Below are 26,415 nucleotides of genomic sequence, written 5' to 3' on the forward strand. Positions count from 1 at the left end.
TAGGTCATTACTCTCGATAATTATACCAAATATTTGAACTTTTGGGTGAATACAAAAAAGCTGCCGTATGGGGCAGCCCTTTTGTTTGATTCATATATAAAACGTTGGATTACATCGATTTAGTCAGCGTAATGGAACCATCTTTTTGTGCCCATTTCACGTCCCAGTTCAGAAGTTCAGCAATGAAGCGCAGAGGTACTTGCGTACGTCCATCTTTGTTTACAAATACAGTAGCACCCACATTTTTCTTCACGCCGTTTACTTCCATAACGTTGTTGTTCACCCAGAATTCAAGAGTATCATCGCCAGCCATTACCGTTACTTGTTGTGCTTTTTTGTCCCATTTAACCGTTGCACCAATACCTTCACTCAGGAAACGCAATGGAATGTAGGTTGTGTTTTTCCAAAGCACTGGTGTAGTATCCATGTTGGTTGTTTTGTCGTTAATTTTCAGCATTTTGCTGTTCAGTTGCATCCACACCGTTGTCATTTCTGGCGCTGGTGCAGGTGTTGCTGGCTCTTGGAATTTGTCGTTGAATTGAGTCACGATGGCATTACCAAGGGCTTGACCTACACCAAACATCACTTTGAAACCTTCACGATTTGTTGTGTAAGAAGCATCATAGTTACCTGCTGCATATTGATTCAATACGTTTTGCACTTGATTTTCATGTGTTGTCAGCGCTTGTTGTCCTGCTGCTTTTGGCAGATTGCCAGCTGTTGCTGAATCCAGGAATGTAGCGAATTCTGTTGTAAATCCATCAATACGTTTCTCTACTGCCGCTCGAGCCGCAGCATCGTTGTTTTTAACAGCTTTTACATAATCGCTTTGTGCATTAACATGGTTCGTTACCCAAATTTTCTCGAAAGCATTGGCACCATCGTTACCGTAAACGGAAGCAATCGCTGCTTTGAAGTCAGCTGTGTTTCCAGCTTCAGCTGTAATCAGTGCGTTGGAAGCTGCTGTACGTCCATCAAATTCCTCTTGCATTTGCAGAGCCGAAAGTGCAAAGTGCTCGGAAGCCAAGTGGTTGAGTGCAGATCTCAGATCAGCTGCTTTTGTATCCGCTTTGGTATTTTCGAATTTCTCAGGCATTTGTGTCGTAATTGCTGTGGAGAGTGCTTTACTTACGTCGAACATTTCTTTGAAACCTTCACGGTAAGCCTTGTATGCATCAGCGTAATCTCCAGCTACATACTCATCAAATACTTTTTGCACGAGATCTTCATGTACTTTCAACGCCTGTTTGGCTGCTGCTTTTGGCAATTTGCCTTCGGTTGCTGTGCTCAGGAATGTGGAGAACTCATCCACGAAACCGTTGATGTTTGCCTGTGCTTGTTTGATTCCAGCCTGGTTGCCCATTTTGGTTGCTTTCACCAGATCATCTGTATATTTGTTATGAGAGCGGAAGATGCGTTCGAATTCTTTGGCACCTGCGTCACCATATAGGGAGGCGATTGCCGGTTGCATATCCAGTGCATTCTGGTCGAGTGCTTTGTAGGCTGCGTCTGCGTCTTTTGCTCCGTCATATGCTTTGGCCATTGCGGTTACTGCGAGTGCAAAGTGCTCGGACAGCAGGTGATCCAGGTTCGCTCTCAGGTCAGCCGCCGGTGTGTTCACGGATGCTTTCATCATGGTCATTGGTGTTTGTGGTGCGGAAGCTGCTCCAGCGATCCCCGGCATCAACAGTGTTAAGCTAAGTACAGGTGCGATAAACTTCTTCATCTTCATTTTCATTACGTGTTCACTCCTCGATTATGTTTTGTGTATAATTTCTTTCCTCGTCGTCGTCTTCATAGGGTGTAACGCAGGGTTCTCTCTTCTGGATCACTCTGTGGGCAAAAAAAATTCACAGCCTTCAGTAAAGAAAGCTGCGAATGCCTGTTGTATCAAGGTTTTTTTGAATTAAAAAAATATAAAATTGTAGTGATCTTTCCGATCCAAGATCACATACATACTGTAATATAGATACTTCGTTTTCCTTTATTTCTCAACTAAAGCTTACATCAAAGGTTATCCTGAAGTACAATAAGGACATATCATATTATTCGCGAAGGAGGTCCATTCATGACCTGGTTGCCTTATGTTTTAATTGTGGGTATCGCCTTGTTTGGAGGTATTGCTACCATGATCATCGGAAATTCCAAAGCCAATCAGACCAGCAACCCCGAATATGACCGCCGCACAAAGCAAAACCTAAGCAAACTTTCCTATGTATACGTTGGTGCGATTGTCCTTGGTTTTGGCGGACTCATCCTCTATCTTTTTAACTAAAATGTTACGATTCGGCAAAGAATACGTTCAACACACCAAGCAGTTTCAGTGTTCGTTCTACATTCTCCGTATATATACACATGTTTACAAGTTGGAGATAATTCAGAATTATTCTGGATATGTTCGGGGTTTAATATAAAGCCATAAGGGACAGCGAGCCCATTAAATAAAACTAACCCCCAACTTGAAGGAGAGATATATGATGAAAAAAAACATGAAGAAATCCGTAGCATCGATGATGGTACTGGGCATGACATTAACAGGAGCAACGGGTGTATTTGCCGGAACACAACTGGAGAAAATCTCCGCATACCTTAACCATGGAATCAGCTTTAATGTCGATGGCGCGGCTTACTCACCAACGGATGGCAATGGCAACAAACTTGCGCCAATTACTTATAACAACTCTACTTATCTGCCTGTACGTGCGCTTGCCGATGCACTGCATGTACCCGTATCCTATGACGGCAAAAAAGGACAGGTCATGATCGGCCAAGCAACAAGCAATCCATCAGCTTTGACAAATGTAACGTATAGCGCAGCACAAAAAGAGGCGATTCAAAAAGCTTTTGCACAATTCGATGGGTTCGAGACCGCTTATGCCCCTCAGCAGATGATCGCAGGTGACACGTTCAAAAGTGTAGGTGCGGGTGGCGACGGCGTCAGTTTTGTCTTCAACCATATGAAAGTGGATGTGTCTCCAAGAGATTATTCGGACGGTTATACGAGCAAAGACGTGAAACTGTCCAATGGCGTGATCGCCAAATGGTACACACCAGATCAAACGGGCATGCTCACGTTCCAACTGGATGATCGCTACGTTACCCTTAGCTCCCTGGATCATAAGCTGAGCCAAGCTCAGTTGCAACAAGTCGCTGTCTCTGTTCAGAAGGCAACTGGCAACAACGATCAAGGGACCACTGCATTTGCTGACGTGAACTATAGCAAACAACAATTGGATAATATTCGCAAAGCATTTGCGAAGTTTGACGGTTTCACAACAGCCTATGCCCCACAACATATGGTTGCTGGAGATACGTTCAAAAGCGTAGGTGCAGGCGGTGATGGTGTAAACTTTGTTTTCAATCGTATGAATGTAACGGTATCCCCTAAAGATTACTCGTTCAGCTATGATGGCAAAACAGTAAAACTGCCTAATGGCGTATCAGCCAAATGGTACACACCAGATCAAACGGATATGCTCACGTTCAAGCTGGATGATCGTTATGTAACTGTCAGTTCACCGAATAACCAATTGACTCACACTCAACTGGAGCAAATGGCGGTATCTGTACAAAAAGTGAAATAAACAAAATAAACACACATCATTTCGGTCCCACTCTATGAGTTGGGGCTGATTTGATGTGTGTAACGTATGCTCAAACTCTGCACAAAGACCTCTTCCTGTTCGTCCCTCCCTATCCTGCAATTAACTCTCTGCCTTGTTCATGACCTGGCGAAGCCAGTAATACCGATGCAAGTCCATGATAAAATGAAATACCACAAAAGCCAGCATAATGTATACACACATTAGCACAACAGCCACAGTTTGCTGTGTAACAAAGGCCAGTGAAATATTGGCCAGAAGATATGCTCCGCTCGTAATCATCGTTATTGTGGCAACAGGCACACCCGTGCTTTTATCCCCTTTTTTACGCTGAGGGGGCTGCTTCAGCTTACGCAAATGAAACTTCATGTACTGGAACAAGGCAAAACCATATACCACAAATGATCCAATGCCGTACCAAGGTGTCGACAGACCAAGTGTCCCGTAGGCAAACTTCTGAACAATCACCATAAATCCCACAGAACAAACGATGCCAAATACGCCTCGGAACAATACATAATTCAGTTGAAGTCTGCGCGGGGCCGCAATCAGGGCAATAGCCCATATATTCATAAAGCCCAGCGGTGGCACGAGAATATACGCATACAGCGATTGGAACGGGACACTGAACACGGGAATAAGCAGAAATACGTTAAGAAAAAACAGGACAAGTATGCCTGCACTCAGCCGAATACCATCTACCGCATAGACGACATAAGGTGAATCTTCATAAGGTTTTGAACGTTTATTATTCACCATTATAACTCTTCCTTGATAGATTCATTTTGTCATGACTACAATGCCATTTCCGTTAAACGAATAACCCTGCGATAGACCATCGCATCCATCACATCCTCCCAGTCGAGTTCACTGGCATTAACGTCTCGATAATACACGGCAGCAGCAGGCAAGGAACCAACCAACTGGCCTGTTCCACCACATATCAGGCTACCGCCGTCTCCGCCTTTGGGCATCACATCTCCACCCGAATCGAGTGTAAGCTCATACTTGTAGGGGTCTCCGGCAAATTGCACTCCGAAGAAATTTGGCATTTCCAGATCATAAGGACGATCATCCTTTTCTTCACCCCGTGAAGAGGCCATCTCTGCCGATCCACCCACAATCTCATCCACGCCTTCCAAACTTCCAAAGTGCTTTAATCTCATCGTATAGTCGAAGCTGTCACCCCAGGGAAATAACGTGCGACAACCGCCGCCATAGATATACTCCCATTCGTCTTCGGTTAGTAAACCAAAACCCGCTGCAGCTTCCTCCCTCACAACATCTTCCAACTCTATTCCTTCGTTGAACCACAGGATTCGGACTTCATTCTCACTTTGGCGAATCAGACGAAATTGTTGATGCAATTCATATTCACGGATCTCCGATTGCTTAAACTGCTCCAGTGCTGAGGGAAAATCAGGATCTTCTTGCGCGTGTGCTTCCTCCTCAGACACTTCAATCCAGCCAAGTGAGATCAGTTCGCATTCAACAAGCATCGGCGCAATGTTGACCGTTCTTACAGGTGACATTTGACTCGCCAGAAAAGAATCCACGTCCTCCACACCATACTCACTGACCGTTTCATGCAGGTCGGCTGAGGTCTCTTCGTTCATACCATGCTGCCAACGATCCCAGCCGAGCGTTACCCGATCCCCAGGCACAAACAAAAATCTTAGCCCTTCCTCCGTAAATACACCTGTCTCCATCCGCTGACCAAATCGTTCAAATGTCTCGAGACCCTTATATACCATACCGTCTGGTAACTGACGAACAAGCTTACGCATCGAAGCCTCTTTGTCCTGAGCATTCAACGCCTGCCACATGTCTCGACTCCATGTTTCCATAACTCTCCCCACCCTTCCTTATACACTCTCACTTCTCTAAAATGCTTTACTGGATGACACAGTACAATCTAACTTGTTCACATTTTTATTTCCCTGCGGCCTGCAACAGTTCCAGCAATAATTCCTTCCGTCTTCCCTCCGCTTTGCGAGCGAGCGTTGAGAGCTTCTCCACCTTGCCAAAGATCGGATAGATTACACGTTCCGCTTCATAATGCTCAAGTTTTTGAATCTGTCTAACCAACAGTTCGAGTATTTCCTCATTCTCCAGTTCGGGCTGAATCTTTAGCTTCAAACTATCGGTGGAACGACGCAAGCTGGCGACTAACGCAGGTATGGATTGAGCCTGTACACCCTGTTTTTCTACTAACGCCGCAATGAACTTATCCTGGATCAACTGATGCTCATCATCCACTTCGCCCATGTAATATTCAACCAGCGGGAAATACTGCTCATCCACAAGCCCCAGTCCAAAGGTTGCATAACTGCCCGGCATACAGCTTTTCTCTCCCTCGGTATCCTCGTAGAACTCAAACTCCTGGATAGCCTCACGCGCATACTCTTCCAGAAGTGGATGCAGCTCCGGGTACTCCAGTGCATTGGCAAAGAATCGGTGGGTATCCGACTTCGCGAGTCCTTTGATCGGCAAATACTGCTTTACGGCAGATTTTAGCTTGACCTTATAACCTTTCGGAAAGCCCTGTTTCAATAAATGAGTGATAAAGGTAAGTGCCTGCTGATAGGCACTTCGCTCTTCCTTACGAATGTGAATGGTCATCAGTGCAAATACATCATTTGCTTTGCATTCTACTTCTTCCGTTTTCACATGAATATCGTCCTTCGCATACGTTCCGCTACCTTCTGTCATCATCCGTGCCGCACGTTTGCTACCAAGCTGCTTCGCGAGTTCCAGAAAAGTCACACCTTTGGGTTTGCTATAACTCGGCTCAAAACGTAGAATCATGACCGCTGCGTATAACAGCAGATCGATTGGTTGAGTCTCGGATGTTTGCTGCTTCCCGTGCTCGTCCGAATGATGGCCTGTCTGTGTTTTAATGTTCGATTGAAGCGTTGCTCCGGGCTTAAGTGAATATTCATTGGTACGATAAGGCGAAGACTGAACATCATAATACTGTGGCAAAAACTGATTCTCCGCCCATGTCGTCACCGCACGAGTAATCTCACCACGATGTTCCGCAAGTGACTCTGGACGACCCTGATTCAACGCTTGAATCCGGTCATACTGCCTGATCGTCCATGCTACATCCAACTCCGGGAACAGCTTTGGATCGAGCAGATGACTCGTCAAAAAGAAGGATTCCAATGGCTTCGTTGGGTATGTACCGTGTTCCAGCTTCTTTTCTACGTAGGTATGAATACGCTCAAGGAGCAGCTGTCTTTTCTCTTCGTTTATCCATTCCAATAAAGTCAATTGCAGCTTGCCTTCGGTTGTTGGAAATTTCCCGCGGAAAGTGAAGCGGTAGTCAATCAACGGAGTATCTGCCAGCTTGTCCAATCTGCCCTGAACAACCTCAACAAGCTTAGGCCCGATCTCGTTCCGTACCTGTTCCTCGGTAAAGGCTCCTGCCTGCTTTGATTTCACATCATCATCCAACCCCAGATCCAGGCTGTCTATCGTGGTCCGTCCAGGTCTGTAATCAAGCACAATATCATTAAAAACACCCATTTGCAGTGTAGTTCGCTTCACAACACTTTCCAAGTCATCCCGCTTGTCCTGTTCATCAAACCATTCATGAATCGTCGTTATCATCTCTTCCATCGCCTGATCATAAAGTGTACTCATCTAATCTCCTGCCTTCCCATGCATCTTAAGATGTTCATCAACCACACTTGAACTTCTATGAATCCCGGACCAGTCCGAGGTATCTATGTTATACATACGTATTGATGTTCGTATATTACCTATTATTTTACTCTCTCAAGTACAATCGGAACAATAAGGCTTACGCACGGTTGTTCGCTAGTCAAAGAGATCTACGGATTCCTTTCATAACTATGTACGCTCTTGGCATGCCCTCGCTATCATCATCCCTACGTTGTATAATCATTGTATTCCTTTTCAGGAGGTCTGACGAAATGAGCTACAGCAAATACTTCCCCTTGGAAAACTATTTGAATCAAGTTTCAATCACCCTTACATATGCAGAGCTTGAGGAGATTCTCGGATTTACTTTACCCCCTACAGCGTATAATCGCGAACAATGGTGGGTGAATAATTCCAATAATCATACACAGGCACTATCCTGGTTAAATGCCGGATGGAAGGTTGAGAATGTGATTCTAGGAAAACAAGTAACTTTTGTGCGCTGCGAGTCTAATTGATTATGTACTTACTTGCACTGATGGTACTCGTCATTTCAGGTTCAGTGTGCTTAATAGATATTTTGTTCGGTATAAAAGATTCGGGTGAAGGAATCCGATTATTGGTTACGACTTCAAAGGCTCTATTTTTCTTATCCTTGTTGTTTTTTATCATTAAAATGCCTAATAAAAAAGCAGGGTAGATCCGATGAATTCATCAGTTCTCCCCTGCTTTATTGATTAATTAACTGTCTTATACCACTCGTTCACTTCGGCGGTAATATCATCCCCGCCCATGGATTTCCACTTAGTCACAAACGCATCAAATTCCTCAATGCCCACCTGACCATAGATGATCTTGCTGAACGTATCCTTCTCCAGCTTGTCGATCGCGTCCTTCTTCATTTTCATCGTCTCGGTTGGTGCCCCGGTGAACTTGTTTTTGATCGCATTATCTTTATTTGCAACGACGACTTCAGCGGCGACAAATACTTCCGGTTTGTTGGCAATTTTCGTATTTTTCTCAAAAGGGGTTTCCGGCTCTTTGCCCTTCGCAAGTTCCGCCAACGTATCCATCATGAGGTTCGGAATCCGTGCACCGTCATACGTAATCGTATATTTGAGTGGGGATACGCCATCTTTCACTTCAGCTTCACCAACCACTTTGCCGTCCACGATGTCATAGTCGTATCCTTGAGCGAAGCCATGTTCGAACTCGCTGCCCACTTCCGGATTAGCAAAGTTGTCAAACAGATAATTTTGATACGTGAAGAAAATCTCCGGGTTCGCCATATCCTTATTAATCAGCACCACCCCGTTACTTGCACCAGAACCATGTTGATGGCTCTCGCCTGTTGGCCCTGTAGGTAAGGCAATGGCCTTGTACGTGGCACCGTCCACATTTTTCTTCACATCATCAATCGGCCAGTTTGGCATCCAGTGTGGTCCCACAATAATGCCTGCTTTACCTGCGGTGAACAATTCTGCTGCCTTGATCTCGTCATAGACACCCGCTTCTTTGGGTAGATAACCTTTGGACAACCAATCTTTCATCGTTGCAAGACCTTCCTTCACACCTGGCTGAAGGGAGCCATATTGCAGTGTTCCGTCTCCGGCATCATTCCACTGTCCAGGCATCGTGTTGTACATACCGAAGATCCAACCGGATTCCGTCATCCAGGTATTGAGCGCATTTTTCATGCCCACGGTCAGACCATACGTATCTTTCTTACCGTTCCCATCGGGGTCCTGATTCGTAAAAGCATCCATGACCGTAACCAGTTCATCCATGGTTTTTGGTTCTTCCAGTCCCAACTTCTTCAGCCAGTCTTCCCGAATAAACATGACCGAATCGCCGTTGTAGGCATAATCGAAGATTGGAATGCCATAACGCTCGCCCTCATACATGTACGGATACCATTCCTCCGGTGCTGATTCAGAAGCCTGTTTCCATGTGTCCGAAGCATACTTGTCAAACAACTCACCTGCATTCGCAAATTTGCCGGACTCAATTAATTCCCGGACCAGATTGTAGTCTCCCCGAATGGAGACGATATCCGGCAGTTCTTCGTTAGCGGACAGGGACAAGCGTAATTTCGTGTAAAATGCATCATTGGTCACTGATACGGCCCACGGTGTGGTCAGATCGATGCCAAGTCGTTCCTTGGCCCATTTGGTATGCACATTGTTCTGTGCCGTTTCCCCGTTCTTGAATTTCGTATCATCATTCCAGGCCCGCAAATAACTCATCTGTACCGCCGGTTCATACTTCCCGTCTTGCAGAGCAAGTGGTGCAGCGGCTTCCTTCGCCGGTTCTTCCTTGGCCCCCGAACTACATGCCGTTACAGCAACCATCGTGATTGCGAGCAATGTTGTCATCATTTTTCTATACATAGACTAACCCCTCCTCAGGTAACTTGGATACCCTTATGTGCCAAATGCACCTTACATGAAAAGGATAGTGCAGCCAGGGAGGCAAACATATATCACAATTTCAATGTTCATATTGATTTGTTAACCGTTCCGAAAATCCTGCGGGGTCAGTCCATAATGTTTGCGGAACACCTGAATGAAATAAGGCGTGTTATTGTACCCCACTTCCTGACCGACTTCATAGATCTTCATCGCCGTATGCTTGAGCAAATGAACCGCACGTTCCATTCTGGAACGGATAATATAATCACTAATGCCTTCACCTGTGGATTGTTTGTACATTTTCGACAGATACACGGGATGCAAATGCACCTCTCCGGCAATGACTTGCAACGATAGATCCTCGCCTAGATGATGGTCAATCCATTGCTGCACCTGCCGAATCAGCGTTGATCCGGCATCCTGCCCCGCATCGCTTGTGCTCTCTTCCCACTGCTGCATCACAGACCGAGTCCACGTTTCCAGACTACGCAGCGAGATGCCATAACCATCCTTGAGCAACTGCTGGTACTGCTCGCCAAGCACTTCGGCTAACTGTCTTCCTTCCCGGTGAGCCATATAGGAGAATGCCGCCGCCAAATAATGAAAAGCCACATATACATGTTCCGGAAACACACTGTTCGACAGTTCGGCAAAGATCTGATCAATCTTACGGTGTGCATCCTCCATGCGCCCGGCTTCCAGTAACATCGTCAGACCTGGCGGTTCATACAGCGCTGCAAGTGATTTCAAGGTAGCCCCATTGGTTCCTGCCGCCGCATTCAGATGTAATCCTTTGCCAGCCTCGGCTTGCTTGCGAAGCGCACTCACAGCTTGATGATATAGTTGCGGCACCTGATCTGGGAAACGCCCCATACGACTAACAGACAGGGAAATGGTCGCGTTCAGATATTGCCTCACACTGTGGATTAACCGTTCTCCAAGCCGTCCCATTAGCATTTCCGGTTCAGCTTGGGTTTGTTTGGGACTGGCCATGAAGACCAGATCATCATAGGCGTCATCCGTATGACAGAGATGATAAGTACTGCCGTAGATCTCTTCCACCACATTGGAGATGGCATACTTCATCAGTCGAAACGCTTTATGTGTGGGTTGATGGTCATCATACCGGATGAGCAACAGTTGCATTTTATCCTGTGGACGGAACCCGATCTCCAGTTGCTCCAGCTTGCCTTGGAGTTCTGCATCCGCAAATTTATGCCCTAATAATACATCCTTCATCAGCTCCGCCCGCTTCTCGGGCAGATGTTCCCTCACCGAATACATGGCCCGCTGATGCAGCATTTGTTTCTCACCCTCTAGACGAATCTGCACGGCGGCCTGCTGCACGGATTCGATCAGTTCCTCATCTCGGACCGGCTTGAGCAGATAACTAACCGTCCCGTGTTTGAGCGCCTGCTTCGCATAATCGAAGGAGGCATGACCCGATAAAATAATACATTTCGTCTGTTCCCACTTTTGCCTGATGTGACTGACCAGATCCAGACCGGACAGACCCGGCATGCGGATATCCGTGATAATAATATGGACCTGATGTGATGCCATATGTTCCAAGGCTTCTTTGACCGAATAGGCTTTGAATACCTGACCAATCCCGTGTTCTCTCCACGGTATGGAGACAGCGATCGACTCTACTGCCGAATGTTCATCATCCACGACCATCAGATTCATCATGCGGTTGTTCCTCCTCAAACCATCGAATTTCTACACTAAGTCCACCATAGGGAATCGCTCCAAAATGAAGCCCCGACGACAGCCCATATCGCGTAACGAGACGCTGGTGCACATTCCACGTGCCTGTTCCAATCTCTTCACCCATTGGTTCATTGATCTCCCGTTCCAATTCGGCAATCTCTTCCGCTGTCAGCGTGACACCATCGTTATCAACAAACAGGCTATATCTTGTATATTTCCGACCCTCTATATGTTCGGGTACCGCCATCCCCGTTACGACGACATGCCCACTGCCCTCCATCGGCTCAATGCCGTGGATCACCGCATTCTCTACGATCGGTTGAATAAGCAGTCGCGGTATATGAAGCAACATCAGTTGCTGCGGTACGGCAATCTCGTAGGTCAGCCGGTTGGTCCGCATCTGTTGAATGGACAGATAATGGTCCAGCAGCCGAATCTCTTCTTCCACTGTTGTCATGTCATTCTCGCCTCGCGTAATGTAGCGATAGTAGTCACCCAGGCTTAGCGACATGGCAATAACCGCTTCACGGTTGCCGAGCTGGGTCATATTTTTAATATAAAACAGGCAGTTGTACAGGAAATGTGGATTGATCTGTGATTGCAGATGTTTCAATGTCGCTTCCCGTGAACGGATCCGTTCCTCGTATACCTTCTCGATCAGTTCCTGAATCTGCTCTGCCATATGGTTGAAGCTCTGGGTGAGATACGCGAATTCATCACGGGAGTGATCGACCGGAATCCGTGTGGACAGCTGCCCTTTGCGAATCTGTTGCAGCCCTCTCATCAAACGATGGATGGGCACCTGAACTTTTCGATACAAAAGCAGTGCAGCCCCGATACTCAACACGAGCAGTAACAAAATGGAGGTAATAAACATATTTCGACTCTTGTCCATCGGGGTTAACAAATCATCCAATACCACCGGGTTCACGTATACCGCTTGCAGTTGTTTGGAGTGCACGTAACTGACCAGATATTGTTTACCGCCCACCTCCAATTGATGATTGCCTTCCCTCTCCGGCCCGTTAAAAGGCATATCACGCATAATCGCTTCGACCAGTTCGGGGTCCGCCGTACGGTTCAGCAACGGATCGTTACCTGGTACCAGCAAGAAGGGATCTCCGCCCTGCGTTTCTTTAAAATCATCCAACATGGCAACCACGTTCATCGGGTCAAAATTAATCTCCATCACCGTTCGTACACCTGTGTTTACCGGTTTTTCATTCCACTCGTAGTTGTCCGTGAAAAAGTAGGTGAAACCCCCCTGCTCCAGCTGCCATTGACCCGGTTGCGGAAACGTCAACATCTTCTCATCGTAGACCGTCCGGCTGGACATGGTGGATAACACAAGTTCCGCTTGTGGCAGCACAATGGTAATATCGTTCTTCCAGCGGCTGGTGGACTGGTACAACGATAATTTGTCGAGAATATCCAGATAGATACTGTTCTTCTCATATTGGCTGGTTGAGTCCGTCATGTAACGGTAATGCAGGATACTCGGATCTCGCAGCAATGTCAGGCCATATAGTGAGAGCTGCTCGATATTTTTATCCACCTGGGAACTGAAATAATTGAACTGGTTCAGACTCGACTGCTGTTTCTCCTCCACCACCATGTCCACATTTGCCTGGTTCGCGTATGTATACAGCAGCAGAATGGGTACGAGCAGGCAAATTAAGAGAATGACCGTCTTCGCAAATACTGTGAATTTCATCGTTTCACCCTGTTCCTGAATTTGAAGTCGTTCTACACCGAAGTCCTATTTTATATTGAAAACCCTTACATTTCTATATGATTTTATGTTCTCCGGCTTTCCTGTGACTTGAAATCCTATGTTTCCATCAACAAGTTAATATTTCAACATCCGCATTGAAATGTTGTTCTATAGTCCACCCTTTTCCGTTGCTATAATTCAGTTGCTCCACTCTGTGCAGAGGTTTGCTCGCCTCATGTTGCCCGGGCTGGACGAGATAAAGGAGGGACCCTGATGGCTATGGAACAACCGTTAACAACCAATATGCCGGTGCGAAAAATGACACCCCATCCACGCAAACGTACCCGCTGGAATTTCAAACGCACATGGCCGCTGCATCTAATGCTGCTGCCTGCTGTACTGCTCACATTACTGTTCGCCTATGTGCCCATGGGCGGCATTATTATTGCTTTTCAAGACTTCAAACCGTGGCTGGGATTCACTGGCTCCAAGTGGGTGGGCTGGGACAACTTCCGGTTCATGTTCGAATATCCCGACAGCGTTCAGGTCATCTGGAACACGGTGCTGATTGCTTCGATGAAAATTGTGGCCGGACTTGTGGCCCCTGTGGTGTTTGCCATTTTGCTGAATGAGGTTCGGAACTCCACGTTCAAACGTTTCTCACAGACCTTGGTGTATCTGCCCCATTTCCTGTCCTGGGTTGTCCTTGGTGGAATTCTGCTCGACATGTTATCACCGGAAGGTGGGCTGGTAAACCAGGTGTTAGCCGCGGCTGGCGTTGAACCGATCTTCTTTCTGGGAGATGGCGACTGGTTCCGTGTAACGGTGGTTGTCAGTGATGTGTGGAAGGAATTTGGATTCGGGACAATTGTATTTCTGGCAGCACTTGCGGGCATTAACCCGGCATTGTACGAGGCTTCGGAGGTAGATGGGGCAACGCGACTTAGACAGACATTGCACATTACCCTGCCTGCACTCGTGCCGATGATTATCGTGGTAGGTACGTTATCGCTGGGCAATATCCTGAATGCAGGCTTTGACCAGATCTTCAACCTGTACAATCCGCTGGTATATGAGAAAGGTGATATTATCGATACCTTTGTCTACCGGATGGGGATTCTGAATGGCAAAATGAGCTTTGCAACCGCCGTTGGACTATTCAAATCATTTGTCGCGATGTTCCTCGTCATCTCTGCGTACCGGATGGCGTACAAAATCGCCAATTACCGTATTTTCTGAGGAGGAATCAAGGTGTATCACAAAACAACCGGGTACCGTATATTCAATGGTTTCAACCTGCTATTCATCGCGGCCGTCTCGATCCTGTGCATCCTGCCGCTGGTCCATATTCTGGCGGTTTCCTTCAGTGGTAAAGCGGCAGCATCCGCCAATCTGGTGACACTATGGCCCATAGATTTTACGGTGGACGCCTATACCAAAACATTTGGTAACAGTAACTTTCTGAGTGCACTCTGGATTTCAGTCCAACGTACGATTCTGGGCACACTGCTCAGTATGACACTTGTCTTCCTGACGGCTTATCCGTTATCCAAGGAGAGTCTGCATTTCAAGGGACGCTCGTTATATGCGTGGTTTTTCATCTTCACGATGCTATTTAGCGGGGGATTAATTCCATCCTATATTTTGATCCAGAAGCTTGGATTGATGAATACGATGTGGGCTCTCATTTTGCCAGGCGCGGTGGCTGTCTGGAACCTGATTCTCATGATGAACTTTTTCCGCAACGTGCCAAAAGAGCTGGAAGAAGCCGCATTCATTGATGGAGCCAACCATATCACAACTCTGTTCAAAATCTATCTGCCTGTATCCATGCCCGCCATTGCCACGATCTCTTTATTCACCATGGTAGGTCAATGGAATTCCTGGTTTGACGGTTTGATCTATATGAATGATGCTTCCAAATATCCACTCGCCACGTTAATGCAGACTATAATCGTACAGCAGGATTTCTCCAACATGAACGTGGATGCAACGCAGCTCCAGAATATGTCTCAACGTACGGTGAACGCGGCCCAGATCTTTATTGGCGCTCTGCCGATTCTGCTCGTATATCCGTTCTTGCAGCGTTTCTTCGTTAAGGGAATTGTGCTCGGGGCGGTAAAAGAGTAAGGCAAACACACGGAATTCCTTCTTGGAATTCTTTGTTCAGAAAGGTTATGATTTCAGCTGATTCGTGATCGTTCTCCCACGAGTTGCGTTGTTATATTCATTAATTAACTCATCCAATACCATGGATTGGCGAATAACCTCCGGATGCCATAGTTCCGGGTATTGAGCTGCAACCTGGTAGAGCCTTTGCCGTGCATGTTCGATACATTCCTGAATGGTTTCCGGATTATGTACCATACTCCCGCCCCCTGTTGTCCTTGAATATCATCATCCAAAAAAGACCATCTAATATAATATTCGGAACAAGAGGGGATTTGGATTACCCCAAAATTAAAAATTTTGTTTATTTTTTCTTGTAAAAGTTATGATTAGCGTGGATCACATGGGCTGATGTGTATATGTTCAATATAAATAAACCGGATGGGCTGTAGCCTGTCCGGTTTTATTCCTGCTGAGTTTTTCAATTTTCTCTGTCATGCTCCAATTATCTTAATCCAACATCCTTAAAACGATTGCCTATCGTCTCTGGAAAGACACGTTTAATGGCATCAATGGCACGTTGTTCCGTAGCCCCTGCCTTCCCTATAAGCTTAATTATCCTTTGTACACAATCTGGTTCCTTCGTATTCCATGAGATTGAATCATTAACTACATCAACAATCTCCGAATACAGTTCTGCGAGCAATGCATACTCACGCATGACATGAACCATCCGAGCTGATAGGTACTCCAGCCCTGCAACATAAGAGGCAATGTCCAGTCTTGATCTGGCATAATAGCGCAGTACAGTTGCCGCTTGTTCTGTGTCATATGTTCCAGACTGCAAAGTAGCTGCCATAACCGTATACGCAGCCGATCCACAGGCATAATCCTGGGACGGCAGCATGTAGTCATGGGTTTCCCATTTGTATACGGCCTGAATTAATGATTCCTTGCAAACTTCCCATAGATCCACAGATTCATGAGATTCCAGCACCTGATAGTACCAGTATGGCGTACTGTTCCTGCCAAATGAATCATAGGGCAGACGAATGGCTTCATGTCCTTCACTTTCTCCAATAAACAGCACCTGCTCCTCATCATCATATCCGGCAGCAATGACAAATTGATCATGCCAGAGAATCGCACCTATTCCCCGGTCAATGGACGCCTTGATGTCAAGCACTGACTGCTTCTGATAGAGCGGAAAAGTCGGTTCAAATGAAAATCCACCATGTTGTCCCGTTGTTACGCCAAGGAAATCAGCCGCCACAAAGTTCTCTGCCATCCAGTTGTATGCCGAGATTGATTCTGCGGTCAGACGCCGATCCACCACTAATCGGAATGCACTTGCCGTCATACCTGCAATCATGTGACGCGGGAAATCCATCCACTGTGTGTGCAATAAAATGCGGTACATCGCATCTGTATACGAACCCACACCGTTCCGTGATAGGTGTGCATCAGCAGAGGTTGGGGCTCGCGGGAAGCGAATCAAATCCTGCAATACTTTGGCTGCCATCATCCGTCACTCCTTCCTCCCTCATTCTATCGTGCGGAGTGTGCTCCCCACCTTGGTATAGTGGACCTTTTACGGTCAGGATACTTCCTGGATATCACTCGAAAATAATCAATAGCCTGATCCTCCAGTGCTTTTGCCTTCACTAATACCTGTGCTAGATCTTCTGTGGTGTCTGGTCGCAAGACACGTCTATTCTCCTGCTGAACCATATATCCTTTCATTTGGTCAATTAACGTCCCAAGCTGTTCATAGCATGCACAAGCGTGGTCCAGTTCGTTCCATATCCCTCGAACACCCTGCAAATACATTCGTATTTCGGATCGCGAATGGCAGAAGGATTCCAAAATATAACCTGCACCGGATTCATCGAAATCCCCACTCCGCAGGGCCTCCACCCACACATCATATGCCTTTTTACCTGAAGCAATATTCTGATCAGGTAACAGACGATAGGGAATATCCCAATCCTCAATCGCCAGTCGCAGGGATTCCAGCAGCATCTGTTGTTCAGGGATGCGAACCTGATCACCAAACACCTGACAATACCAAAATCCGGTAAAGTTTAAGCCGAAATTGTCATACAACAAAATCTGCGGTTCCTCGCTCCATCCGTCTTGCACATAAAAGATGCGATCACTGTCATCATATCCATGAATAACACCGAACTCAGGAATCCAGTAAATTACACCAGTGCCTTCATCAATACTCCGTCTCACCCAGTTCACTGCATCCTGTTGGTAATAACCGAACGTGGAATGACGTGTACGTCCCCCATCCCAGATCGTGAATATCCCCAGGTTATCGACTCCCGGACGATGTGCTTCCCCCCACTGTCCATACGCTGTAACCGACATGGGAAGTAGTCTGCGATGCACCGACAGCTTGAAAGCCATGCCCGTATATCCGGCAAGTACAACCTTGGAACCTTGAAACTGGCCCGTATGGGTTAGTATCGCATGCAGACTATCGACGTACGATTTGGACTCCCGCTTCATGATGAGGTTATCTAAAATATTCTCAGCCAAGGACGGATCTTCTCCTCTCTATGCTGCTTTATTCCACGTTTTGCTTACGTTGTATCGAGAGCCTGTCCATTAATCCTTCCGCGCTTTGCTGAAGCTTGCGCCTAAGCCACCCAGGAGACAATAGTTCCTCCCATTCGCTAATAAACAAATGCTGCAAGAAAGCATCCGTGTCATAAAATTCAATTGAATAGATCTGATCTTGCCTAGACTGGATACGATACCCTTGCCATAGGTCCATTTGCTGTAATTCTTTCAAGCGAATCTCAGCTACAAACGGTTTACGCACAGGCAGTGGTTCTTCCCATACACCTAGGAGGGTATCTGACCTGTACTCAAATCTCTCATCCAAGATTGATACATGAACAATGCCCTCCAAGCGAATGGCCACTTGCTGTACAGGGTCTGCTTCATAACCCACCACGTAATCGGCGTTAAACTGGGATATCATCTTTAATGGACAAAAGGAAAACTGCCGTTCTCCATCGTGATCCCTGTAATGAATATGTACTCTGCGCAAGTCAGTTATGGCATGGGACAATAATTCAAAGAATTGCAGTTGCTTCGGTTGCGCCGAAAATACCGGAAGCTCGCTACTTCCCACCTGCTGTTCCTCCAACGTAAAACGCTCCAGCAAATGTGCTACACGTTTCACCGCGTCCGATTGATCATAATCGTAATGTCGATAGCGATGCGCCAGATATTTCAGCACACGCTGCTCTTCTTCGGTCATATACAAATGGGGCAATCGAAAAGTCTGATCCTCATAACAATAGCCCCGATATTTTGCCATATACACCAAAGGGGCTCGCAGGGAACTTGCCATATATTCAATATCACGCTGAGCTTGACGACGGGAGATTTCAAACTCACGGGCAAGCCAGCTGCTATTCGGAAAACGTCCACCCCGAATCTGTTCGTCAAACCAGTGAATTCGATGCATGTTACTCATCTTCCCGCCCCCATCTCATCCATTCCTAATATATTCGATTATATCAAAAGACATGGCCCGTTCCGAAGAACAGGCCAGTTATGTTATACATGTGCCTTATCCACTCTGGATTGCACGGCTTTGAAGCATTTCTTGCATACTTTAAGACTTGTACCGTCTGTTTTTGTTTGCGTATACAACAATTTAATTCGGGTACTGCTGCACACCGGGCATGTTCCCCGGCCTCTGGAAGGAAGACTCCACAAAACGCGTCCTCTTTTAGTTTTTGCCAATGGTTGTGAACCTCTTTTCGATATGGTTTGTGTGTTCACCGTTATTATATAGGGCAAGGTACGACACAGAATGTCGCATCAGTTTTAAAGGTTGTTCAAAAAGTCCCCAATTGATCACGAAGTAGCCCAAGAAGCGAACTCGACATCGAATCTTGCGTTCACCTTCGGAGTCCGGTGCTCATGTAGGTTTGCCTACACTTCGCTCCTCCTCCTTCAGGTTCTCGCAACCTTCTCGGTGCTGAATCGTTAACTTTTTGAACATGCAGTAGCAGAAAATAAAAAATGTCCCCTCTTCGACCTGAAGAAAGGACAACATTTAGGAAGGATCTGTGCTCGACTGAGCTGCGGCCTGCAGTAACGGTTGCAGAAGTCCTGGAAAGCGCGTTTCCAGATCATCGGACCGCAGGGTGAGAAAATGCTGTGTGCCCTGTACTCTGACCCGAATAACTCCGGCTTCCCGCAGAGTGCGAATGTGGTGCGACATCGTTGACTTCACAACAGGTGCATGAAAATGACTGCACGGCTGCTCCCCACTTCTGGCTGCTTCCGCAACAATCCCAAGACGGGTCGGGTCGCTTAACGCATACAATACGGAGGAAAGTTCAATATCTGACACCTGTGGATGATGTAAAATTTTCATACTGTAGTCTCCTTTTCTCAGACTATCCATTGTATTTTAACACAGATCCATGATATATTTCTAATGTTCGACACCAATCGAACTTTAATGATTTCGTTATGTAACCCCTGCTGTTAGGCACGGGATTGACATCATATTACATTTTGCAAATGTTACACACCGTTTCTGAAATGTTGCGAAATACACATCACTTTAGGAGGTTTTTATGAACAACACCGCAACCGCATCATCAGGGGAACGGACCGGAATACAGGAAGGATTAATTGTAAGCTTGCTTGGCTTCACCGTTGTACTCGTTGTTATGAATACAATGATGTTTAATCTGGCCCTGCCCAAAATTGCTGCCGAATTTATGCTTACATCCGTCGCTTCCTCATGGATTGTTACAGGATATTCCATTGTATTTGCCATTTCCTCGATTACGTTCTCACGTCTATCGGATTTCATACCTATTCGTACATTATTCACGACCGGGCTTACGTTACTTGGTGCGGCATCCGTTCTCGGGTTCTTCAGTAATCATTTCATCATTTTGCTCATTGCACGTCTGATCCAGGCTGCGGGTGCTGCTTCGGTTCCCGGGCTCGCTATTGTACTGATTACCCGATATATTCCCAATGATCGCCGGGGTAAATCGATGGCTGTCATCATGTCCGCGAGTTCACTGGGGCTTGGACTTGGTCCCGTCATCGGCGGAAGTATTACTCAGTTTTTGGGATGGCATGATCTGTTTATCGTTACGGGATTAACGTTATTCTTGATTCCTGTATTCTTTAAACTGCTTCCTCGGGAAACACCGCAAAAAGGTTCATTTGACCTGCTCGGTGCCGTGCTTCTTGCCATCGGTACTACAGGTGTGTTGTTATTCCTGACTTCCCGTCAGTGGTACACGCTTGTTATCGGTGCTGCGGCACTGCTTCTGTTCTGGCTCCGAATTCGGCGCGCGGCAGACCCGTTTGTTCAACCTGCTTTGTTCAAAGACAAAAAATATATGATGCTCAGCTCGTTGGGGATTGTATCGTACATTAATAACTTCTCAACGTTGTTTCTGTTACCGCAAATTTTGGCACATCTATATGGACTCACACCTGCTCAATCGGGACTTGTCATCTTCCCGGGTGCAGTCGTGTCCATGCTGCTGTCCAACCGAATCGGCCGCATGATTGACCGACATGGCAATACGTTGCTGCTGAAGTTTGCACCATGGCTGCTACTGGCAGCTGCCGGGTTATTCGCCTTATTTGCAGACAATAACATCTACGCCATTATGGCTGTCTATGTCCTGCTCAGCGTAGGCTTCTCTTCCCTAACCACCAGCGTGTCCAATGAATTGTCTGGCAATCTGACCATGGATCAGGTTGGTGCAGGTATGGGATTGTTCCAACTTAGTCAGTTCTTCAGCGGTGCTTTCAGCGTTGCTGTCACTGGTGTAGCGTTGACTGCGATGCAAAACATGCCGCTATCCTCAGCGTATACTAATATTTTCTGGGGCATGACTGTAGTCGCAATCGCATCGGTTATTTTCTCTCAAGTGTATCTAAGAATGCAGTCACGAAAAAAAGTTGCTGCTTAATATGAAGCAAATCATCAAAAAGGCCCGTAAAGCGACGTTTGCTTTACGGGCCTTTTTGATTTTCGTAAGATTAGTGATACCCTTAACTGGCAACAAGATGTTTGACCAAGTCATGGGCCTCTTGTTCCAGAGCTATAATTTCTCCGATTTTACCCAGCACTCGATCTAACATATGATATCTACGATCCAGATCCAGGTATTGACTTTTCAATGTCATATTAGCCGCGAGATTCCATCGTTGCGCAGCATATTCATACGTCTCCACCAGTTGAGAAATATCAGGATTGTACGGTATTCCTTCTCTTAGGAAATGGCCATACAAATATCTGTTATTACTTATGCCCGCCAAGTCGCCATACATATTGTCCAGATATTCTTCCGTCAATGCGGATGAATCTTGCATATGCTGACGTGTAGCGTCGATATACCTTTCAATGGCAGGCAAACCAACATACGGATTAACCAATTCATACCACTCAACCTGTTTGGTTAGCTGCCCGGATATTCCATCCATGATTTCATGATTTTGTTGAAGCATTTCGTAGAACTCTCTCTCTTTCACCTGCTCAACGGCATTCCCAACATCTAATGTAGCATAACGATAACGCGTACCCTCACGAATTAATGGCGTCTGACCTAGATCAAGCGCTTCAAATAACGTCTGTTCATCCATATTACCTTTCAAATGATAAAAATCATCAATAAACTCAAACTGTCCATCTGCATAGTCGGACAAGACAATACAATGCGACGAATGAAGTAATTGATAAAGTGAATTGTACTTCATGTAATATACATCAACCCATACAATGACTGCTTCGTTTTGCTGAAGCAACGTCATGATTTCCTGGATAACCTCGATCCGTTCGTTTGTTCTGACGATATTCAAATCAATATGATGAATGCGTTGAAACTCATTTTCAACAGTCATATAAGTAGGGACAAGTTTCGGGGTGCCTCTCTCCGGGTCTTCATGGTACATCATCCCGCATTGCTTCCATACCGCCAGGAAGTTCGTGATTTCTTTATAGTTGAGAATGCTGCTTACACATAGGGTAAAGCAATCTTCACCTTCTGTATGTGCTTCTCTTGACTGAATATTCATATATTCCACTCCTTCCCTAAGGTTAGTGCAAAGATATGCATGCATGGATTGTCTGGCAATAGGATCTTGTCAAATGAAATGGGTTCTTCCAGCGTAATCTGCTGGAACCAAATAATAGGCTGTTTGGATGTCAGTAAGATACCCTTTTGTGTACACATCCCGCTACATTGAAACATAATTTCTTCATTATAATGTGGGCTCGTCTCGGTCCAGTTTGTCAGATCCAATGACGCTCTTCCCATCCGCTCTCCGGCTCGTTCAAAATCAATGAATTCATGGTATGAACCATTATCTGCCGCACCCAGAATATATAATGTCGAATATAGATCCAATGGTACCGGAATGCGCTGCCTATCCAGTTCTATATTATTAAATGCCTGTCTGCGTAAAGGAAAATGAAACGGAACATCCCGCCATTGCACATTCTCCTGATCAGGAAGTTCGTCTCCAGGGTATGAGGAACCAAAGGTCGTGAAATTCCCTATCTGGTTTGTATCCAGATAGCTAAAACCATTGTTGTTATAGTGCTCTTCCAAAGGTAGTGGACAATAGATGGTCATGTCATTAACCTCCTAGAATCATTCTATTTACGTCAGGTGACAGTTGACCCGACACCTTGCCGCTGCTCCTTGAACAACGTGTCATACACCTCATGCCGCCCGGCCAGTTCCAGATGAGTGCCCGTAGCAACAATCTCTCCCTGATCGAGCACAATGACTTGCTCGGCATCCTGAATAGCTGAATACCGGTGGGCGATCACAAGCACCGTCATATGCTGTGCGATCCTACGGATCACCTCATTTATTTTCCGTTCCGAGTCATTATCCAGTGCAGAGGTTGCTTCATCCAGAATAAGCATTCGGGGTCTTGTTAACAGCACCCTCGCAAGCGCCAAACGCTGCTTCTGGCCTCCGGACAGCTTAATACTTGACTCACCCAGAACCGTATTATACTTGTCAGGCAATTCTTCAATGAAGTCATCCAGCAAAGCCATGCGGCAAACCTCTCGTATCTCTTCTTCTGTAGCCCGTGGCTGTACGAGTCTGAGATTATCCATGATGGACATACTGAACAAGGTATTCTCCTGCATAACCACCCCTATATGTTGATAAAGGTAGTCTGATCCCAAGTCACCAATGGGCTGCCCGTCAACGAGAATAGCCCCTTGCTGTGTTTCATTCTGCCCTAGAATAAGTTTGATTAACGTGCTCTTACCCGAACCACTTCTGCCTACGATCGCTGTATAATCACCAGGCTGGATGTTCAGATTAATCTCATGCAAGACATCACTTTGATTCTCCTGATAACGAAAGGAGACATCCTTGAATTCGAGATGCCCTTGGAACTCTGGCTGTAGTCCGAGCTTTCTCTGTGGTACAACGGGTAGTTCCAGCAATTCAACGATCCGTTCAATGGAAGGTGTCACATCATGAAGTTGAACATTGGAGGCATTAATTTCATTAATGTTGTTAATCATCTGTTGATAGTATGTCAGAAAAACAAGCAGTCCCCCGATTGTTAATTCTCCCTGAAAAATCAGCAACCCGCCGATAAAATAAAGATTCATCTTATTAATAAAGTCATCCTGAAAGGTGTAGTACAGCTCATTGGCATACGTATATGCCAGATGTCGGAATTTGATTTTGCCAAAACGTTTCCAATATCCCACAAACTTGATGGATTCTTTGCGTTGCATATTCAGCGCCTTGATTTCCTTCCAGTGTCTGAAGCTGTTCGATATCCATGTCTCATATTCTCCGGTAGTCTGGCGGAATTCAGAGACCAGTACTTTGGCTTTTTTGCCCAATCGGGAACTGATGACAAAGGAAATGGGAAGCATAACAAAACCCAGCAAAGCCATCTTCCAATTCAGCGATAACAGAATAACCACATACGCCCCTACGCTGATCCATTTGAACGTATAATCAATCAAATGCAAAAAGATAAAGTCTTTAACCAGTGTGACGTCTCCATCCAGCCTATTCTTCAGATCTCCCGCACTATAGCGCTCATATAAAGTTGGCTTCATGCGCACTAATTTTTTCCACATGTTCAGCTGCAAATCGAGCTTGGTCCGACCTAATAACCGGTTACTGAACAGCGTTTGTAAACCCAGAGCGGTTGTCTCCAACGCAAATAAGCCCAGGTATCCAGCAAGGATATAGGGTAACATTCCAAGCTCCCGTCCAACCATGACATGATCAATGAGCAGCTTGTACAGATAAGGGATCATGAGCGCAATAGCAGTCAAGGCCAATTTCAGTGTACCTAGAATGAAGATTTGACGGTTCGCATTTTTGATAAACGGCTTAATCTGTTTAAAGAGTGCATACCGGGAAGTTGACGGTGTCTTCGTCACGACATCAGTCCCTCCTTCCGGATGAAATCTTCTGCAAATAACTCACGGTAGTGCTCGCTATTCTCCAGCAGATATCCATGCGTGCCTGTAGCCACAATGCGTCCCTGATGTACAACAGCAACCCGATCAGCATTCAGGATGGAGGATAAACGATGGGCGATGACAATCGAAGCACGATCCTTGCTCAATTTCTGCCAGGAATGCTGGACCGCTTGTTCAGCTTCATAGTCCAAAGCGGAAGTGGCTTCGTCGAATATAATTAATTTGGGTTGCTTCAGAAAAATGCGGGCGATAGACAGACGCTGCTTTTGTCCACCGGAGAACTCCATTTCCCCTGCACCAATAACGGTGTCCAGACCCTGAGGAAGAGAACGGATAAAGTCTCCAATATAGGCCTGATCACATGCCTCCAGCAATTGATCATCATCCGCGTGAGCGCTGCCAAGCATCAGATTGTAACGGATGGTTTCATGGAACAGAATGGCCTCCTGCTGCACAATTCCTACTCTCTTGCGCAGTCGAGACAGAGAATAGTCATCTATATGCCTGCCACCAATTCGAATCTCCCCTTCCTCCGGGGTGTAGAAACCGAGCAGCATGTTCACAATCGTTGTTTTGCCCGAGCCACTCTTACCTACAAGCGCAACAGATTCATGAGCACCGATCTCCAACGTGAGACCGTCCAGCACATAGGGACCCTGTTCATCATACCGAAATCTCACTTGCTCGAATGACGTCTCCCCATTTTCCATCTCAACTTCAGATTGACCACCGCTCCTCTCCGTCTCTTCATCCAGAAGATCAAAGACTTTGCGGGACTGTACCGTCAGCTTGGGCAGATTCACAACCGCCTCGTAGATCATCATCATGGATTGATTATTCTTGGTCAGATACGACATAATGGCAACAAAGGCTCCTGCCGTAAGCTGTCCCTGAACAATAAGCACACCCGCAATGGCATAGATACACAGATCTGATAGCAAAAAAATAAATGCATTAGAGCGGGTAGACATCCATTTCATGACTTCTGTCTGATTGTCGAGACGAATAACGTCTGCGCTCTGTCCCGTGAACAGTGTAGTGACCCTTCTGCCACTCCCCAACAAACGAATATCTCTCATGCCTTGAAGCATCTCCAGCATCCAGCTGACAAAATGGCCGTATTTCCCACGCAAAATGGTCTGCTGCTTGGTCATCTTACGATTAAAATACTGTGATACCCAGACCGAAACCGGAACCAGCACCATCATGGCCAGGGCGATATACGGATTGAGATAAAATAAAAAAACAAACGAAACCAGCAATTTCGTAAATGGAGCTGCCATCTGAAAAATGATTAACTCTATTAACTGCATGACAGAATCCGTGTCTCTTGTTAGACGTGTGACCAGATCACCGGTCTGGGCTTTTTGAAAATAAGATGCTTTAAAATGAAGAATGCGATCAAATAAACTTTTTCGAATATCAAATAAAAATTTAACATTCAGGTAGATCCAGATGGATTTAATGATCCAACTTAGAGCCCTTACACCTACATACAAAGCAATATAAGTCAAAATAACATAGCCGAAGAAATGAAGATTACGGTGATAGAATACTTCGTCGATCAAGATGGCAAAAATAAGCGGTCCAATCAGATCCACCACCACCATGATTAGCTCGCAGAACAACATGGTAATCAAGCTGATTCGGTAGGGTTTGGCGAATGTACGGATTCGTTTGCTCAGTGAAATATTCTCCATGCCATCCTCC

23 protein-coding genes are annotated in these 26,415 nt (G+C 46.0%); 6 read left to right on the forward strand and 17 right to left on the reverse strand.

Translation table 11 applies throughout. From position 1 onward, the window contains the following. Positions 1 to 109 precede the first annotated feature (109 nt). Positions 110 to 1,738 carry a copper amine oxidase N-terminal domain-containing protein gene (locus NST33_RS26890; protein WP_313771438.1) on the reverse strand — a complete coding sequence of 543 codons (1,629 nt, stop codon included), beginning with the start codon at positions 1,736 to 1,738 and terminating at the stop codon, positions 110 to 112. A 330-nt stretch (positions 1,739 to 2,068) separates the two neighbouring features. Here NST33_RS26890 and NST33_RS26895 point away from each other — a divergent pair, with 330 nt between their 5' ends. Further along, positions 2,069 to 2,275, forward strand: a complete 207-nt coding sequence (locus NST33_RS26895) for a hypothetical protein (protein ID WP_017692174.1) — start codon at positions 2,069 to 2,071, stop codon at positions 2,273 to 2,275. 199 nt (positions 2,276 to 2,474) lie between these two features. Further along, positions 2,475 to 3,584, forward strand: a complete 1,110-nt coding sequence (locus tag NST33_RS26900) for a hypothetical protein (RefSeq protein WP_339305692.1) — start codon at positions 2,475 to 2,477, stop codon at positions 3,582 to 3,584. A 120-nt stretch (positions 3,585 to 3,704) separates the two neighbouring features. Here the strand turns inward: NST33_RS26900 and NST33_RS26905 are convergent, their stop codons facing one another. The 3 genes from NST33_RS26905 to NST33_RS26915 form a co-directional block, all read right to left on the reverse strand. Continuing rightward, entirely contained in the window at positions 3,705 to 4,361 is a 657-nt protein-coding gene (locus tag NST33_RS26905) for a hypothetical protein (RefSeq protein WP_221820697.1), read from the reverse strand. A gap of 35 nt (positions 4,362 to 4,396) precedes the next feature. Next, complete coding sequence (locus NST33_RS26910; protein WP_339305694.1) at positions 4,397 to 5,449, reverse strand: hypothetical protein; 1,053 nt, start codon at positions 5,447 to 5,449, stop codon at positions 4,397 to 4,399. Positions 5,450 to 5,534: 85 nt separating this feature from the next. Beyond that, on the reverse strand, positions 5,535 to 7,250 hold the full coding sequence (locus NST33_RS26915; protein WP_339305696.1) for a DUF6138 family protein: 1,716 nt from the start codon (positions 7,248 to 7,250) through the stop codon (positions 5,535 to 5,537). A gap of 293 nt (positions 7,251 to 7,543) precedes the next feature. Between NST33_RS26915 and NST33_RS26920 the strand changes: the two genes are divergently transcribed. Then, positions 7,544 to 7,789, forward strand: a complete 246-nt coding sequence (locus NST33_RS26920) for a hypothetical protein (RefSeq protein ID WP_339305698.1) — start codon at positions 7,544 to 7,546, stop codon at positions 7,787 to 7,789. Positions 7,790 to 8,008: 219 nt separating this feature from the next. Here NST33_RS26920 and NST33_RS26925 read toward each other — a convergent pair whose 3' ends face one another. From NST33_RS26925 to NST33_RS26935, 3 genes are all read right to left on the reverse strand, one after another. Further along, positions 8,009 to 9,661: an extracellular solute-binding protein gene (locus NST33_RS26925; protein WP_339305700.1), complete on the reverse strand. Its 1,653-nt coding sequence runs from the start codon at positions 9,659 to 9,661 to the stop codon at positions 8,009 to 8,011. 120 nt (positions 9,662 to 9,781) lie between these two features. Continuing rightward, positions 9,782 to 11,374 carry a response regulator gene (locus NST33_RS26930; protein WP_339305701.1) on the reverse strand — a complete coding sequence of 531 codons (1,593 nt, stop codon included), beginning with the start codon at positions 11,372 to 11,374 and terminating at the stop codon, positions 9,782 to 9,784. Continuing rightward, positions 11,349 to 13,109 carry a histidine kinase gene (locus NST33_RS26935; RefSeq protein WP_339305703.1) on the reverse strand — a complete coding sequence of 587 codons (1,761 nt, stop codon included), beginning with the start codon at positions 13,107 to 13,109 and terminating at the stop codon, positions 11,349 to 11,351. Before NST33_RS26935 ends, NST33_RS26930 begins: the two co-directional genes overlap by 26 nt. Before the next feature lie 303 nt (positions 13,110 to 13,412). On the opposite strand from NST33_RS26935, the gene NST33_RS26940 reads away from it, so the two are divergent. Both NST33_RS26940 and NST33_RS26945 read left to right on the forward strand, forming a co-directional pair. Further along, positions 13,413 to 14,348: an ABC transporter permease subunit gene (locus NST33_RS26940; protein ID WP_260632716.1), complete on the forward strand. Its 936-nt coding sequence runs from the start codon at positions 13,413 to 13,415 to the stop codon at positions 14,346 to 14,348. Positions 14,349 to 14,360: 12 nt separating this feature from the next. Next, entirely contained in the window at positions 14,361 to 15,239 is an 879-nt protein-coding gene (locus NST33_RS26945; protein ID WP_339305705.1) for a carbohydrate ABC transporter permease, read from the forward strand. Between the two features lie 45 nt (positions 15,240 to 15,284). Here NST33_RS26945 and NST33_RS26950 read toward each other — a convergent pair whose 3' ends face one another. From NST33_RS26950 to NST33_RS26975, 6 genes are all read right to left on the reverse strand, one after another. Further along, positions 15,285 to 15,476: an aspartyl-phosphate phosphatase Spo0E family protein gene (locus NST33_RS26950; protein WP_221820680.1), complete on the reverse strand. Its 192-nt coding sequence runs from the start codon at positions 15,474 to 15,476 to the stop codon at positions 15,285 to 15,287. A 247-nt stretch (positions 15,477 to 15,723) separates the two neighbouring features. Then, positions 15,724 to 16,743 (reverse strand): hypothetical protein, encoded by a 1,020-nt coding sequence (locus NST33_RS26955; RefSeq protein ID WP_339305707.1) that lies wholly within the window; start codon positions 16,741 to 16,743, stop codon positions 15,724 to 15,726. Between the two features lie 23 nt (positions 16,744 to 16,766). Then, the gene (locus tag NST33_RS26960; protein WP_339305709.1) at positions 16,767 to 17,765 is read right to left on the reverse strand and encodes a hypothetical protein; all 999 of its coding nucleotides are present in this window, start codon (positions 17,763 to 17,765) and stop codon (positions 16,767 to 16,769) included. Positions 17,766 to 17,793: 28 nt separating this feature from the next. Next, complete coding sequence (locus tag NST33_RS26965; protein WP_339305711.1) at positions 17,794 to 18,714, reverse strand: WYL domain-containing protein; 921 nt, start codon at positions 18,712 to 18,714, stop codon at positions 17,794 to 17,796. Between the two features lie 83 nt (positions 18,715 to 18,797). After that, on the reverse strand, positions 18,798 to 18,986 hold the full coding sequence (locus NST33_RS26970; protein ID WP_074096524.1) for a hypothetical protein: 189 nt from the start codon (positions 18,984 to 18,986) through the stop codon (positions 18,798 to 18,800). 316 nt (positions 18,987 to 19,302) lie between these two features. Beyond that, positions 19,303 to 19,626: a helix-turn-helix transcriptional regulator gene (locus NST33_RS26975; RefSeq protein WP_036606795.1), complete on the reverse strand. Its 324-nt coding sequence runs from the start codon at positions 19,624 to 19,626 to the stop codon at positions 19,303 to 19,305. 205 nt (positions 19,627 to 19,831) lie between these two features. Here NST33_RS26975 and NST33_RS26980 point away from each other — a divergent pair, with 205 nt between their 5' ends. Further along, complete coding sequence (locus NST33_RS26980) at positions 19,832 to 21,199, forward strand: MFS transporter (protein WP_221820672.1); 1,368 nt, start codon at positions 19,832 to 19,834, stop codon at positions 21,197 to 21,199. Positions 21,200 to 21,281: 82 nt separating this feature from the next. On the opposite strand, the gene NST33_RS26985 is transcribed toward NST33_RS26980, so the two are convergent. Genes NST33_RS26985 through NST33_RS27000 form a run of 4 tightly spaced genes read right to left on the reverse strand, consistent with a single transcriptional unit; the run spans position 21,282 to position 26,405 of the window. After that, positions 21,282 to 22,304 carry a BtrH N-terminal domain-containing protein gene (locus tag NST33_RS26985; RefSeq protein ID WP_339305714.1) on the reverse strand — a complete coding sequence of 341 codons (1,023 nt, stop codon included), beginning with the start codon at positions 22,302 to 22,304 and terminating at the stop codon, positions 21,282 to 21,284. Then, entirely contained in the window at positions 22,301 to 22,864 is a 564-nt protein-coding gene (locus tag NST33_RS26990) for a hypothetical protein (RefSeq protein ID WP_339298192.1), read from the reverse strand. The genes NST33_RS26985 and NST33_RS26990 overlap by 4 nt, the downstream gene beginning before the upstream one ends. 32 nt (positions 22,865 to 22,896) lie before the next feature. Beyond that, positions 22,897 to 24,663 carry an ABC transporter ATP-binding protein gene (locus NST33_RS26995; RefSeq protein ID WP_339305716.1) on the reverse strand — a complete coding sequence of 589 codons (1,767 nt, stop codon included), beginning with the start codon at positions 24,661 to 24,663 and terminating at the stop codon, positions 22,897 to 22,899. Then, a complete protein-coding gene (locus tag NST33_RS27000) occupies positions 24,660 to 26,405 on the reverse strand; it encodes an ABC transporter ATP-binding protein (protein WP_339305718.1) in 1,746 nt (581 codons plus the stop codon). The genes NST33_RS26995 and NST33_RS27000 overlap by 4 nt, the downstream gene beginning before the upstream one ends. Between the last annotated feature and the right edge of the window lie 10 nt (positions 26,406 to 26,415).

It is taken from the genome of Paenibacillus sp. FSL L8-0435, from assembly GCF_037965655.1.
Lineage (GTDB): Bacteria > Bacillota > Bacilli > Paenibacillales > Paenibacillaceae > Paenibacillus.

Coding starts and splice junctions, on each gene's coding strand:
- NST33_RS26890 (WP_313771438.1), bottom strand. CDS start 1,738: ATGAAAATGAAGATGAAGAAGTTTATCGCACCTGTACTTAGCTTAACA.
- NST33_RS26895 (WP_017692174.1), top strand. CDS start 2,069: ATGACCTGGTTGCCTTATGTTTTAATTGTGGGTATCGCCTTGTTTGGA.
- NST33_RS26900 (WP_339305692.1), top strand. CDS start 2,475: ATGATGAAAAAAAACATGAAGAAATCCGTAGCATCGATGATGGTACTG.
- NST33_RS26905 (WP_221820697.1), bottom strand. CDS start 4,361: ATGGTGAATAATAAACGTTCAAAACCTTATGAAGATTCACCTTATGTC.
- NST33_RS26910 (WP_339305694.1), bottom strand. CDS start 5,449: ATGGAAACATGGAGTCGAGACATGTGGCAGGCGTTGAATGCTCAGGAC.
- NST33_RS26915 (WP_339305696.1), bottom strand. CDS start 7,250: ATGAGTACACTTTATGATCAGGCGATGGAAGAGATGATAACGACGATT.
- NST33_RS26920 (WP_339305698.1), top strand. CDS start 7,544: ATGAGCTACAGCAAATACTTCCCCTTGGAAAACTATTTGAATCAAGTT.
- NST33_RS26925 (WP_339305700.1), bottom strand. CDS start 9,661: ATGTATAGAAAAATGATGACAACATTGCTCGCAATCACGATGGTTGCT.
- NST33_RS26930 (WP_339305701.1), bottom strand. CDS start 11,374: ATGATGAATCTGATGGTCGTGGATGATGAACATTCGGCAGTAGAGTCG.
- NST33_RS26935 (WP_339305703.1), bottom strand. CDS start 13,109: ATGAAATTCACAGTATTTGCGAAGACGGTCATTCTCTTAATTTGCCTG.
- NST33_RS26940 (WP_260632716.1), top strand. CDS start 13,413: ATGCCGGTGCGAAAAATGACACCCCATCCACGCAAACGTACCCGCTGG.
- NST33_RS26950 (WP_221820680.1), bottom strand. CDS start 15,476: ATGGTACATAATCCGGAAACCATTCAGGAATGTATCGAACATGCACGG.
- NST33_RS26955 (WP_339305707.1), bottom strand. CDS start 16,743: ATGATGGCAGCCAAAGTATTGCAGGATTTGATTCGCTTCCCGCGAGCC.
- NST33_RS26965 (WP_339305711.1), bottom strand. CDS start 18,714: ATGAGTAACATGCATCGAATTCACTGGTTTGACGAACAGATTCGGGGT.
- NST33_RS26975 (WP_036606795.1), bottom strand. CDS start 19,626: ATGAAAATTTTACATCATCCACAGGTGTCAGATATTGAACTTTCCTCC.
- NST33_RS26980 (WP_221820672.1), top strand. CDS start 19,832: ATGAACAACACCGCAACCGCATCATCAGGGGAACGGACCGGAATACAG.
- NST33_RS26985 (WP_339305714.1), bottom strand. CDS start 22,304: ATGAATATTCAGTCAAGAGAAGCACATACAGAAGGTGAAGATTGCTTT.
- NST33_RS26990 (WP_339298192.1), bottom strand. CDS start 22,864: ATGACCATCTATTGTCCACTACCTTTGGAAGAGCACTATAACAACAAT.
- NST33_RS27000 (WP_339305718.1), bottom strand. CDS start 26,405: ATGGAGAATATTTCACTGAGCAAACGAATCCGTACATTCGCCAAACCC.